Consider the following 12,874-nt stretch of genomic DNA (forward strand, 5'->3'; position numbering starts at 1 on the left):
CGGGTCCCTGAGCGCAAACCATGAGCATATGCATCCAATTTGGACACCAGCTTGTCATTCCCGATGTTTCCGGCTTTGCATTATCACGCCCAAACGCAATGCATTTGAAAGGTTTGCTAAAATATCGTCACAACACGTCACGAAACGTTTACAATTTTGTCATGGTAAATATTGGCAAATTGAAACGACGGCTCTGACCATTAAACAAGATCTGATTCGGGCAACCATTAACGCGGAACGAACTGCTCAGTCTGGTTCAAGGCTGCCTGGCGCCTTTGACCGCGAAGTATTTTCGCCGTTCATTGGGCAACGGGAAATACCTTTGCGACCCGGTTGCGGCTGCAACTCTGGCGTTGTTGACCGCCGACAAAAAACGGGGCTTGAAGGCACATGCCCTCAAGCCCCGCGATTCAATCTTGAAGCTGGAATATCAGAACAGAATGTCGTGGTTCGTTGCCGAGAACAGAGGCGACACCGGTGCGGCAAGCTGGTTGTCCAAAGTGGCATCTGTGTAAACGGTCAGATACTTGAGCACGTTGCCCTTGAGATCGACCTGTTCGAATAAATAGCCCTGAAGCGAAGTCGCAGCCTTGTGCGGGGAAACCCCGAACTCGGCGTCAAGTGCGCTGGTGTTTGTCAGAGCGACTGCATGATCGGGCAATGCACCAGATCCTGCGAATTCCGCGACCTGAATCCACTTGCCCCCACCAGCAAGGGTCAGTGTATCATCCACCGAACCCAGCAAAGCGGTGAAAGCACCCACTTTCGCACCCGATGTGTCGGTCGTGTAGCGAACCATGTTCGCGTCGATCTTGACGCTCTGGATGGCGGCCAGATTGGAGCTGCCGACAGCTGCGTCGATGAACGTCGAGGCCTTGCCCGTAGTGCCGTTGGTTGCGGTCAGGTCAACGTCAGCGCCGTTGGCACCAGCCTTGACGATGTCGAAGCCCGCGGTGCCGAAAAGCTTGTCCTGCAGCGTGGTGGCGAGTTGAAGATCGAAAACATTTCCTGCGGCAGATCCGAAGATCTGGTTGTTACCGCCGCTTCCGCCGAGGCCGAAATAGTTCATGCCAAACTTGCCGGAGTCGCCATGGACTGCCGTGTCAGCAACCAGGCTCTTGAGATTGATTGCGGCCGCCGCTGCCGTGCCGCCTGAGTCAACGCGAAGATGCGACAGTCCATTGGCATCCGAATAGATCAGTGCGGTGCCATAGGTCCCGGCCTTGTCGAACGACGAAACAGTCCCGTAAGTCGGCGCAACAGCCGGGGCGACTGCCACAGGTTGATAGACCGAAGGAAGGACAGTGCCCTTGGCGTCGATCGGCGTCACGACGCCGTCGGACCAGACGGTGTACGATTTGGCGCCGTCCGAGAAGACATAGGCGCTGAGCTTCTGCGAAATCTGGGTTTCGCCTGCCGGGACCGACCCATCAAGGGTTCCGGCATAGAGCGCGGCAAGGTTCCCGGTGATCTGCGAGATCTGCGTGACCGACTGCTTGAGGCTGGTGAGTGCAACGCCGCCAACCGCTTGCCCCAGGGCATTGAACCCCTGCCCGGCTGCGTCCACCACGCCGACGAACTTGAACTTGCCGCTCGCTACCACATTGACGGAACCGGTATCACCGACAACAGCCGCAAAAGCGCGTCCGGTTCCACCATTTGTCAGTGCAGACCCTGCAAGCTGGCTGAGCGAGACGACAACGGATTCGCCGGAATACTGCTTGTTGGCCACGACCGCTTCGACGCCGGTGCTGCCCTGAGTCAGATCGACCGCGGTGTTCCCGCCAGCAAGTGTGACGAAATCGAAGCGCGTGCCGCCACGGATGATGTTGCCATTGAGGCTGGCTGCATCGGCGCTGACCGTGTAGATATTGTTCCCGGCACCGCCATTGATCGTCGAAGATGATGAATTCAGCAGATTGAACTTGTCGTCGAATGCTGTCCCGGTAGCAGCGACGCCAGTCGCGTTCTGGAGATTTACCAGCATGTTGAATGGGTCGTTGAACGCATAATTCAGAATGCCAGTGAGTGGGTTCACGCTGACATTTGCGTTAACGGTCGTGCCCGTCTGTGTTTGTGCCATTACTCTGCTCCAAAATCCAAAAAATATCGCTCTGATTTTCTAAGGAATGGGCGTGACAACGGCATTTCAGAACAAAGAAGATCGCATGAATTCTTAAGGCGATGGATAAAGTGCCGTCAGGACTCTGCCCTGAGCGCGTATCCGGAGCGCTTCAAGACTTGGGAGTATCTTCCAGTCGGTTTCCCGCAGGCGCACCGAGATAGGATCCCGGTCAAACCGGTCGGGATTGCCGTTCAAGCTGTGGTATTCCTTCACGGGCACCATCTGGTGAGAAGCCAGCCATGCAGCATCGTCGATCATCGGCAGCCCGACATCGGCCAATGCGCGGCCCAGTTCCTTTTGCGGGTCCACGCAGATGGCGCGATAGTTGAGGCTGGTCACATCGGTTTGTCGCGCCAGGCGCCGCATCAGCCATTCGACCTTGAACCAGTCGAGCGTGGCACGCATGATGGAAAGTCGCTGCATCTCCGACCCCAGTCCGCGATCGAATTTGCGCGAACGCCATGACGCGATCACATCTGCGGGATCGCGCCACAGATGCAGGAACCTGACATCGGGGTGGCAAGCCAGAATCCAGGCACGCGGCCCGGCTTTCGAACTGTCGATCAGCACCTCGCGCCCGGACTGCTCCGCGATTGCCGCAAAGAGGCGGAATTGCAGATCGAGAAATCGCCGGACGTCGTCCTGCCTGCCAAGCTCTGCCAGATTGAAGCCATGCTGCGCAATATAGCCTGTCCGGACAACAGTCTGCTCGAGCCTCCCGAGTTCTGCCAATTCGGCATCGGCCAGTCCGGAACGTGCCAGAACCCTGGTCCAGAACGAGTCTTCGGCGGCCGGTATTCCGCACGCGCAAGTCTGTTCGCTTCGGTGCAAGCGCCAGAGGCAATGAAATTCGCCCAGCGCGCACCCGATCCCGCCAGCGTGAAGCAGGCGCTCCAGCATAGTCGAGCCGCTGCGTCCCGACCCTGAGATGTAGACTACTCGCATGAGCCAGTTCCAAAACGCCCTGACGCAAATTCAGCAGGCATAACCAGCCTTGCGCGCAGCAGCTTCATTCCAGATCGAGCGCGTAGCCGACCGCGCGGATCGTCCGGATGAGGTCCTTGTCGCCAGGCCGGTTCAATGCCTTGCGCAGACGGCGGATGTGGACGTCGATGGTCCTGGAATCCACCTTGACCCGCGTTCCCCAAACCGCATCGAGCAATTGCTGGCGCGAATAGGCGCGTTGCGGCCGTTTTATGAAATGGAACAGGAGGCGATATTCGGTTGGAGCCAGGTGCACCAGGCTGCCGCTGCGCCAAACGCGGTGGCTGACGGGATCGACCTCGAGATCGGCAAACTGGATGGACTTGGTCACCGTCGATTCGCGCCGGCGGACGAGCATCGAGTTCACTCTGGCAAACAGCTCACGCGGCGCAAACGGCTTGTCGATAAAGTCGTCGGCACCAGCGCTGAAGCACTTGATCCGCTCTTCCTCGTTGTTGTTCGACGACATCACGACAATCTGCATGTTTTCGGTCTGGCTCGATCCGCGCACCGAATGGCACAGCTCAAGTGCCGTGATGTCGGCAAGCGACCAATCGAGGATCAGCACGTCTGGTGTCTGCTCACGCAACATGCGGAGCGCCTGGCTGCCGCTTTCCGTGCGCTGAATGTCGTACGATTCCGCCGCAAATTGCCAGCCGATTGAATCGGCCAGTTCCTTGTCGCTCTCCACAATCATTATATTCGGGCGAACCATTCACTATTCCCCAATCGTGAAATCATCTGCCCATGAGGAGACAAATTCCTGCCTCTCCGGCTGAACTTTCAAACAAAAACAACGCTAGTCAGGTGAAATGCCCCAGACTTGCCCCGGCAGCTCGCACCCTCACAAAAAAGGAAAGCCAGACGAACAGTACCATTGATCGACTCATCTCAATTGCGCAGCATAAAACCCCGGCAAAACAATGCCTTCGGCAGTCATCAAGCAATGTGGAAAGATTGCAGAACCCGGATTCCCCAAGGCCAAAGCAAACCAGTTCGCATACGCCCCTCATCTGACCCAACCGGCCCACTAATGCTGCATTGTTATCGGCTGATGACGATTTGATAACGGTTCAAATATGGTTTTTGATAATGTTTCGAAGTGCGTTGAAATGTTTGACAGACAGCTTCTGGCACGTTTTGCGGCGAGGCATCCAAGACACCCCACACGCTCGTGTTGCCCGTTCAGATAAAAATGGCGTCTCCGGACAGAGGCTGCAGCACGCCGAATAGCATGATTGCAAATTCGGCCTGACCATCGCCGCTGGTGTCACCCAGCAGCACTATGCCATCATCGGCCCGGACCTGAATGAGTTCTCCAGCCCGGCCGCTGAACGAATCTGCGCCCAGGACGAATGCCTGGTTGCCAGCGACCTGACTGACCGCATCGATCCTGGAAAGGTCCAACCTGTCTCCGGCAACTTCCGAAAAGTCGAGAATTTCGTCCATTCGGACCAGCGTGGATTCAGCGGCAGCGTTGAATTGGAAAATGTCGGCCCCACTCCCCCCGGTGAGTTTGTCCGCACCAAGGCCGCCAGCGAGAAAATCGTCCCCGCTTGCTCCGCGCAGGACATCGTTGCCAGCCAGACCGTAGACAACATCGTCGCCGGACATCCCAACCAGCGTATTCGTGCCGCCATCACCAGTGAGCGTAAGCGGAAGCGCAACGCCCTGCCCGCCACCGGCAGAAAGGCTTCCCGCAGCAACAAGTTCAACCACGACGGGATGATCGACGACATCGATCCCGATCTCGTTGACCGAGCCATACGATGCAATCGGCTGATCCGACACAAGCGGATCATAGACGTTGACGTCGAACACGCCGCCGAGAGCCACCTGAACATGGGACGTCCGGGCCTTGATGCTCGTGTTTGTAGCCTCGTTCCAGATGTCCGGTTCTGCCCAGATCAGGAGCGCATGCTCGCCACCCGATTTCTCAAGCAAGAGCGACGCCCCGGTGCGCGGCAAGCCGGTAACTGTGTAGTTGACCGGTGCCGGAATGGTGTCTTCATCGGCTTGCGGGGAATCGGCAAGGATCGCGGTCAGGTTGTGAATGGCCGTAGCCACGGGCTTGGGCCGCATAGCCTGATCGAACAGGCCCAGATTGGCATCAACGCTACTCCCCGTGGGATCGGGCTTGTCTGCGAGATCATAGAGATAAGTCGCAGAAACACCCAAGCGCGCGGCATCCGCGAGCAGATTGAGTGTGAGTTTCGCTTGCGTGATCTCGTCGACTGCCTCCCAGGCGGCGCTGGCACTTCCGGTGTGGTAGCCGGTCTCGGTGATCACCAGCCCCTTGCCGGCCTCGGCACGCTGCTCAATCGTTCGAGCCAGCAGATTGTACGGCTGCCTCCCCAGTTTGGGGTAAGGGTGCAGGTTTGCAAAGTCGGTTGCGAGACTTGATGGCTTTGCCGTTTGCGGCACACCTGTAAGATCGTAGATCGCCACATCTGCCAGGATCGGTGTCGTCTTGATCTCGGCAAGCGCGTCCTGAAAGAAGGCCACGCCGGCTGCTGCACCGATTTTCCCGCCGTAAGGAAAAGGAAAATTGTTGACCTCGTTGGGACCCTCAATCGCCTTGAGGGCACCCACGTGAGACTGGGCAAATTGCGCCAGTGCATTGACTGTAGTCGCGGGCGCCAATCGCCCTGGCAGCACGATATCGAAGTCGAAACCGTCCGACGCCAGCTGGCTGATTACGCCACTTTCCGACAACATGTCGGCATTGGCGCCGGTTCGGATGTTATCAATGCCAAGATATTGCAAAGCGCGCGAAACATCATCGGCCCTGCGCGCTCCATACCCATTCAGATGAACGTTTACGCCGATGGAATCGATGAATTCTGCCGCTCGAATTACAGACACAGACCTACCAGACCTCTCGCAAATGTGCTTCCACAAGCATAGCCATTGCGTTGCCAATGTTACAAATTGCGATAAAATTTGTTACGCCGCAAACATGATGAAGCGGATATCTTCAACCAATCTCTTCAGGGCTTTTATTTTCACACTATAAAATGTTTCGACGATGATCAAAAATACACATCTGCCTAGATTACATTATTTCGAGTTTTTATATTATTTAACATAAGATCTGTTCGCAGAGGTTATTTAAACATCTGGTTAGATGGCTATTTCTCCGCCAAAACAGTCAGGCAAATTACCCAGATTTGTAATATTACGTAGGCATACGCGCGTCTTGAGACCTTGATTTGGTCGACCCAGGGCTGGATCGGGAAAAGACGATGAAATTCAATCCTCTAAGAACAAGTGTAGCGACGACACTGGCGGTTGCACTGCTGGCGCTGTCGGGTTGCGGCGGCGGCGCAGGATTGTCGCCGACACCGACGCCGACCCCCACTCCGACACCAACGCCTACGCCTACGCCTACGCCGACACCAACGCCTACGCCGACACCAACACCGACACCGACACCGACGCCCACACCGACGCCCACCCCGACACCGACACCAACCCCTGGTGCACAAACTTCGTCTTATTCGGGGCAGTTGGGCAAAATCACGGGCACCGCGCCGAAGAACGCATTCGCCGTGAGTTCACCGTCCGGGTTCGTCTATACGCGCACGGCGGGCACGGGATCGGCATTCACTGCCACGGCGACAATCGCCACCTCGGCAGGAAGCGTTACGGCAACTACGTCGAACGCCACGACCGTCGAGGGTCAGCGGCACTCCGGCCAGGCCAATGTGACCATTTCCGCTTATGAGGTGACGGCCTCTACCGATCCGTCAGTCGTGCCTGGAACTGCAGTCGCCCATACCAACAATTTTGCGCCTGTGCTCAGCCTGCAATACACCGATTTCGGCGAATGGACGATCGATGCCTCCACGTCTGCCGCCCGCCCACTTTATGTCGGGGTCTATGGCGGCGGCAAGCCGGGCATAGCCCCTTCCACATCGGTCCCAACCACAGGTACGGCAACATTTTCTGGTGCTGCGGTCGGCTATGTCTCGCAACCCAACAGCACGAAATCAGTGGGAACACTGGCAACGTTCCATGGTTCACTCGGCATGACTGCGGATTTCGCCGCAGGGACCATATCCGGCAACGTGACGAACGTTAATGCCTACGAAATCGGCAAGACCAACGCCGCGTCCGTCGGAACGATCAACGATATCCAGTTGAGAGGGACCATAACCGGGGCAGCCATTGCAGGAACTGCCACCTCAGGGCCTGCCGGCGGCACCTTTTACAATACAAACGGCGCTTCAGGCCAGTTGACGGGTGGTTTCTTCGGGCCGTCGGCAAAGGAAGTCGCGGGAACCTTCGCATTGACAGGCGGAGGCAACAACGTCTCGGTGATCGGCAGCTTCGGCGCAAGTCAGGCAGTGCCCTCGGACCGACGTGTCAAGTGCGACTTGCGCCGGGAGGGCCGCTGGACGAACGGCCTGCCTCGCTGGTCGTGGCGCTATATTGGTGAACGCAGCCGGTTTGTCGGCGTCCTCGCACAAGAAGTCTTGGCCGATCCCCGCTTTGCAGGCGCGGTCTCGACAGATGCCGCGGGAATGATGCGGGTCGATTATGAGCGGCTCGCCATATTCCCGCAGAACATTGCAGCCATGCGCGCGGAAGGCGAAGCCGCCACCAGGCGGTTTATCCAGGCCGAGTACCGCAGCCGGTGAGATATAGGCTGTCATAAGGCGGGCAATGTTCGACATCATGCCAGAGCAGGCGACAGACGCGCCTGCAGCGCAGATTCAGGTCGCGGCAGAATCTCTTGCGGAGGTGGAAAGGCTAATCACTGAGGACCAGCTGGAAGAGGCGCGCGCGCGCCTGACGTCGATGGCCATGACCGGCACCTTCGACAATCAGGTCCAGTTCCTTCTTGCCTTGCTCGACATCGGCAGCAAGCGGTACGGTAACGCAGTGGACCGGCTGCGGCAGATTCTCATCCGCGAGCCCGGAACGGCCCGCGTCCGCCTCGAACTCGGCAGGGCTTTGTTCCTCGATGGAAAATATGCAGCGGCCGAGCGCCAGTTCCGTCTGGCACGAGCCGGTCAGCTGCCCGAAACCGTGCAACAGAATGTCGATCGCTATCTAGGCGCCATACGGCAACGCAAACGGCTCACCATGGAACTCGCTTTCGCTTTGGCGCCGGATTCGAACGTCAACGCCGGCCCCGCCAGTGATGCGGTGACGATCTACGGCCTGCCCTTTCAGCTTTCTGACGATGCCAAAGCCAGCAGCGGCATAGGTGCAACCGCAGATGGCGCGATAGAATGGGCGCCACCGATCTCGTCGCGCACAAGTCTGCGACTGGGCGGTCAGGCCCACCACACACAGTATGGGAATGAGCGCTTTAATGATTCCACCGTTGCTGCCTTTGCCGGAACACGCGTCAATGGCACCCGCTGGACCTATGAGTTGACGGGGACGTTGATCCAGCGCTGGTATGGCGGAAGGCCTTATTCCCGCACGGGAGGTGGTGCCTTCTCGGCAAGCTATGTGGTCAACCGAAAGACCGAGCTGAATGGATCTGTCGGCGCATATTCAGTCACCTACCCGAATCTGGCAGATCTGGACGGCAGGCAGACGGTCATATCGGCAGGCGTTGCCCGCGCGCTTTCGCCCCGCAGCGTTGTCCGCGCGACAGTAGGCATCAACTGGCAGACAGCGCGGATCAAGCCATTGGCCAATCACAGGCAGACCTTTGCCGTGGAATGGTTCAGCGATTTCCCCGGCGGGATGACGCTGGCGATAGCGCCCTCACTGACGCGCATCGGTTACGAAGCACCGCTGGCGGCGTTCGGCACCACCCGAACCGACTGGCAAACCAGCGTCCAAACCAGAGTGCAGTCGCGCCGGATCGACGTCATGGGTTTCACGCCCCGGCTGGGCTACATCTACACCCACAACGCTAGCACGATACCGCTCTACCGGTTCACGCGAAACCGGTTCGAACTGGGAATTGTGCGGACGTTCTGATCACGAACCGCCCGCAACATCAAACCCGACATTGCAACTGCCCGAGTACACGTTCTTCAGATCGAGCGTGGCGACGTCGGTTGCCTTGGTCATGAACAGGTTGGCCTGCTTACCATCGGCGGAAATGTCCGACACGATAATCAGGTTCACGACGGGTTCGGCAATCGTCGTGACCATTTCAACGCGCTCGGGCCACAGATCGATGACCCTGTCAAACCGTGACGGCACTTGCTTTGTCAGGCCGTCGGGATCTACGACGATCTTGGTCCGGGGGTCGACGGGTTCCGGTGGCTCTGTCGGATCGGGGGGCGCGGTCGTGCGGCGCTGTGTCTCAGGCAGGTAGAGCGCAAACTTGTGGCTGCCTTCGTAGATGACTTCGCTGCGCTTTTGGTCACGGTGCGGATCGAGGTTGGTGGCACGGCCAAGTACGCAGGTCAGCAATCGTGCCGGAATGGTGGCGGGCGACGCAGGCGCGTTCTGGCTAAACTCAGTGGCCTGTGCTGCCGGGATCAACAAGAGAGCCAGAATCGCAAGGCCAGTTGTTTTGAACACGAAATCCAAGCGGCTCACTCCGAATCTGCACTGGCAGGAAGCTGCAGGGCTAGACCGGCAATGTTGCGGTCCGCCTTCAATCGCGTGACAGGAGTTAGGCAGGTCAGGCCAGAGCGCAGAACGCGCGATACACATGGTTCAGTGCATCTATCCGTGCGGGGGTAAGGTCGAGCGGCGGTCCGGAATTGCCGTCCTGTCGTCCCGCAACAATCTGCGTATGGCGCGATGCCGTCAACGGGTCCCCTGCCCCGCGAGCGCTGGCTGCAGTCTTGATCGCATAGCGATTGACGAGCGCCGGTTGCAGGCGCAGCCGGTCAGATAAGGTCGCAAGGATCCCGTCCGGATTGGCGGTCAGGGCTTCGTAGGTGCATGCAGCCCGGCGGTCGGCAGCAAACTGCGGCCACATGCACAGCATCGCTAGCAGACGCTGCTCGTAGTAGTCTGCCGCGATTGCGTCGGTAGCATACTCTCCCGACCCGAGTTTGGCGAACAGGTGCCGGATCGAGCGGATGGCGGGCTGCGGTGCCCGCGCCATGAAGAGTGCACGGGCCGAGAAAAACGCGGGGCAGGCACCTCTATCGTACCGGGAATGCAGGATCTTGTCGAACAAGGTCGTCGCCGAAGCGGTCCAGGCCCGGCGCCGAATCTGGTTCAGCGCAAGCACGCCGAGCGCTGCGCGGTCTGTGTAGGCGATGTGAGCCTCGCCATAGCCGCTCGTGTCGGGTCGCGAACACAGGATCGCGGAAAGCGCGGTCGATCCGCAGCGCATGTGCCCGATGAGAAACAGCGACGTTTCAAAGCGGCATTGCGGAACGACCATCGAGACGCTGCCACCGGCCAAAGACTTTGCCAGCGCCTTCATGCCTCTTCGCCCGCCAGCCGCACATAGCCGAGCGAGTGAATCGAGGTCATCAGGCGCTTGCGAATGACCAGCAATCCGGCACCCAGCGCAACGGCGGACAGTGCCACGGCGACAGGCACAAACAGGCGCTGCTCCAGTCCCCGGCCGAAATGCGACATTTCAAGCAACACAAGGGTCACGGCAACAAATCCGCCAGGAACCGCCGAGATCAGCAAGGCCCAGAGAACTTCGCGGGCGCTTGCGCTCGAAAGCCTTGCAGCTTCGCGGCAATAGGCAATCGTCAGGGCAGACATGATCATGAAGTAGGCAATGGCGACCACCGTCGGCGCCAGCGCGGAATCGTGCGGCATCACGAGTGAAAGTCCCAGACTCGTAAACGGTACCAGGAACGCAACGCTCGTCTGAACCTTGAGCATGAACTTCTGGCGATCACAGCAAACCAGCAGCGACGTGGTCGCAGCGTCGATCAGGCTCAATGCCCGCGCCGCGCAGAATACCATTACCACCGGCGCAGCTTTCTCCCAAGCTGGCCCCAGCACGAAAGGAACGACCTGTTTTGCAGACACGGCCAGTCCCAGCAGCGCCGCCCAGCCGATCGACGCGACTGCGGTGAGCATGGCGATCCAGCTGTGATCAGGCTGGAGCCCCTTCGACGAACGCGCCGAGAGATTTGTCTGCACGATCTTCTGCAAAGGCTGTGCGAAGAGGTCGGAAATCGACGAAACGATGCGGTTGCTCGCACGGTAGAGACCCGTTGCTGCCGGTGAGAGCACGATCCCGAGCACAAAGTCTGCACCATAGTTCGCTGAGAAGTTCAGGAACACCGCGCCGAGGCGGCTCAGCGACCAGTCGAGCACCTTGCGGACATCGGCGCGCGACCCGTTCCGCCAACCTTCAACCCGCGTGCTTAGCAGGTACAGCAGCAAAAGGATGCCGAGGCGGGTGTAAGTCTGCGCAATCAACGACTGCAGTTCGAAGCCGTAGTAGAAGAAGGCGATGGCAACGCCTGCGCCGAAAATCTCGCCGATGACCGTAAACAGATAGTATCGCCGGATTGCTTGGTCACGCAGTAGCACCGCTTCATACCAAGCCGTCACCGCCGAAAGGAACAGCGTGGGCACCAGGCGGACCAGCACGAACGGCAAATCCTGCGATCCGAAGATCAATTCGCTAACCGAAACGAACAGCAGCAGCAACATTGCCGCGACGATGGCAAGACCGAGGTTGGCCTTCAGGCACGCCCCCTTCAGTCCGGGATGGGCGGGCGTTTTAAGCAGGTATTCGTAAGGCCCGACGTAAAACAGGTTCCGCGACAGGAACATGAGCGCAGCGGCGATCGAATAGATGCCGAACTGCGATATTGCCAGAAAGCGAGTGGCTGTCAGCGTTACCGCAAGCAAGCACAACTGTATCGCGACACGCGATATCAAGCCGACAGAACCGCTGATCAGGCCCTCGCTGAGCGGCCCTTTCCTACCCATGAAAAATTCCGCCAGCCGCCTCGTGCAATGCACGGCACACCGTCAATTGCATCGTCAAAGATCCCAGACGAGCATCGGATGAAGCCTGCCTCGGGCGTAATCCCTGATCGCCAGAAGGTTTCCGACGAGCCTCCCACGGCGGTCGATGTAAGGTTCCGGTCGCAGAGTGCGCAGGGCATTTGCCGCCACGTTCTTGACCATAAGACGCCAGGCAAGCCGGTGGGGAATGGTGTTCTTGCGCAGGAGGTAAACCGGATTGGCGATCTGCGAATAGCCCAGACGGCGCCCTGACGTTCGCCCGCTCTTGGCACCCATGTGCACACCGGCCAGGCGGTCGGTCAGGAGCAGCTTGCCCCGCTTGCCGAGTTGGTATGAGAAGTCGACATCTTCCTGCCATCCATAGAGAGGCAGGTTCTCGTCGAACCAAAGGTCCTTGGTTGCACTCGCGCGGGCCGAGAGATTGCATCCGTAGAGCGCCGGCATCTCCCGTTCATGCGTAACCGCCGGGGGCACGTCCTCGGCATTGAGGCGAACCGCCTCTGTGAAGCTGATCCCGCGCGTCTTGATCCCGTCCGCAATGACACGTCCGGTTGCGCCGACGACCTCGGGGCGCGATTCGAACAGTGCCTCAAGCTCAGCCAGATAGGTCCGGCAGGGGACAAAATCGTCATCGAAAAAGACGATGATATCGGCCTTCCCCGCAAGATGGCGCAGTCCGGCGTTGCGCTGCTTGGGCAGGCCCATTTCGGCGAAGATGATCTCGACCGGAAAATCGGCTTGCATTGCCACGCCCGCGACATCGGCTTCGCTGACCGATACGACGAGGACGCCGTCGGGGTGCCGGGTCTGGTCAGACAGTTGCCCGATGGTTGCCGCCAGAAGTTCCGCCCGTCCGATTGACGCGACTATGACGTAAAGCTTCAT

Annotated in this window: 10 protein-coding genes; 2 read left to right on the forward strand and 8 right to left on the reverse strand. The window is 58.8% G+C overall.

Annotation, left to right across the window (positions count from 1 at the left end; all coding sequences use genetic code 11):
• Window positions 1–430: 430 nt before the first annotated feature.
• The 4 genes from RM192_RS10300 to RM192_RS10315 form a co-directional block, all read right to left on the reverse strand.
• The gene (locus RM192_RS10300) at window positions 431–2,083 is read right to left on the reverse strand and encodes a hypothetical protein (protein WP_311507447.1); all 1,653 of its coding nucleotides are present in this window, start codon (window positions 2,081–2,083) and stop codon (window positions 431–433) included.
• 93 nt (window positions 2,084–2,176) lie between these two features.
• Window positions 2,177–3,070 (reverse strand): sulfotransferase, encoded by an 894-nt coding sequence (locus tag RM192_RS10305; RefSeq protein ID WP_311507448.1) that lies wholly within the window; start codon window positions 3,068–3,070, stop codon window positions 2,177–2,179.
• Window positions 3,071–3,134: 64 nt separating this feature from the next.
• A complete protein-coding gene (locus RM192_RS10310) occupies window positions 3,135–3,824 on the reverse strand; it encodes a winged helix-turn-helix domain-containing protein (protein ID WP_311507449.1) in 690 nt (229 codons plus the stop codon).
• Window positions 3,825–4,294: 470 nt separating this feature from the next.
• Entirely contained in the window at window positions 4,295–5,974 is a 1,680-nt protein-coding gene (locus RM192_RS10315) for a M10 family metallopeptidase C-terminal domain-containing protein (protein ID WP_311507450.1), read from the reverse strand.
• A gap of 686 nt (window positions 5,975–6,660) precedes the next feature.
• On the opposite strand from RM192_RS10315, the gene RM192_RS10320 reads away from it, so the two are divergent.
• Together RM192_RS10320 and RM192_RS10325 are read left to right on the forward strand one after the other, a co-directional pair.
• The gene (locus tag RM192_RS10320; RefSeq protein WP_311507451.1) at window positions 6,661–7,752 is read left to right on the forward strand and encodes a transferrin-binding protein-like solute binding protein; all 1,092 of its coding nucleotides are present in this window, start codon (window positions 6,661–6,663) and stop codon (window positions 7,750–7,752) included.
• 25 nt (window positions 7,753–7,777) lie between these two features.
• Window positions 7,778–9,055: a surface lipoprotein assembly modifier gene (locus RM192_RS10325; RefSeq protein ID WP_311507452.1), complete on the forward strand. Its 1,278-nt coding sequence runs from the start codon at window positions 7,778–7,780 to the stop codon at window positions 9,053–9,055.
• Here RM192_RS10325 and RM192_RS10330 read toward each other — a convergent pair whose 3' ends face one another.
• The 4 genes from RM192_RS10330 to RM192_RS10345 form a co-directional block, all read right to left on the reverse strand.
• The gene (locus RM192_RS10330) at window positions 9,056–9,607 is read right to left on the reverse strand and encodes a hypothetical protein (protein WP_311507453.1); all 552 of its coding nucleotides are present in this window, start codon (window positions 9,605–9,607) and stop codon (window positions 9,056–9,058) included. It lies immediately after the preceding gene.
• A gap of 103 nt (window positions 9,608–9,710) precedes the next feature.
• Window positions 9,711–10,469, reverse strand: a complete 759-nt coding sequence (locus RM192_RS10335; protein WP_311507454.1) for a sulfotransferase family protein — start codon at window positions 10,467–10,469, stop codon at window positions 9,711–9,713.
• On the reverse strand, window positions 10,466–11,950 hold the full coding sequence (locus tag RM192_RS10340; RefSeq protein WP_311507455.1) for an oligosaccharide flippase family protein: 1,485 nt from the start codon (window positions 11,948–11,950) through the stop codon (window positions 10,466–10,468). The genes RM192_RS10335 and RM192_RS10340 overlap by 4 nt, the downstream gene beginning before the upstream one ends.
• A gap of 54 nt (window positions 11,951–12,004) precedes the next feature.
• The gene (locus RM192_RS10345; RefSeq protein WP_311507456.1) at window positions 12,005–12,874 is read right to left on the reverse strand and encodes a glycosyltransferase; all 870 of its coding nucleotides are present in this window, start codon (window positions 12,872–12,874) and stop codon (window positions 12,005–12,007) included.

It is taken from the genome of Novosphingobium sp. MMS21-SN21R, from assembly GCF_031846015.1.
Lineage (GTDB): Bacteria > Pseudomonadota > Alphaproteobacteria > Sphingomonadales > Sphingomonadaceae > Novosphingobium.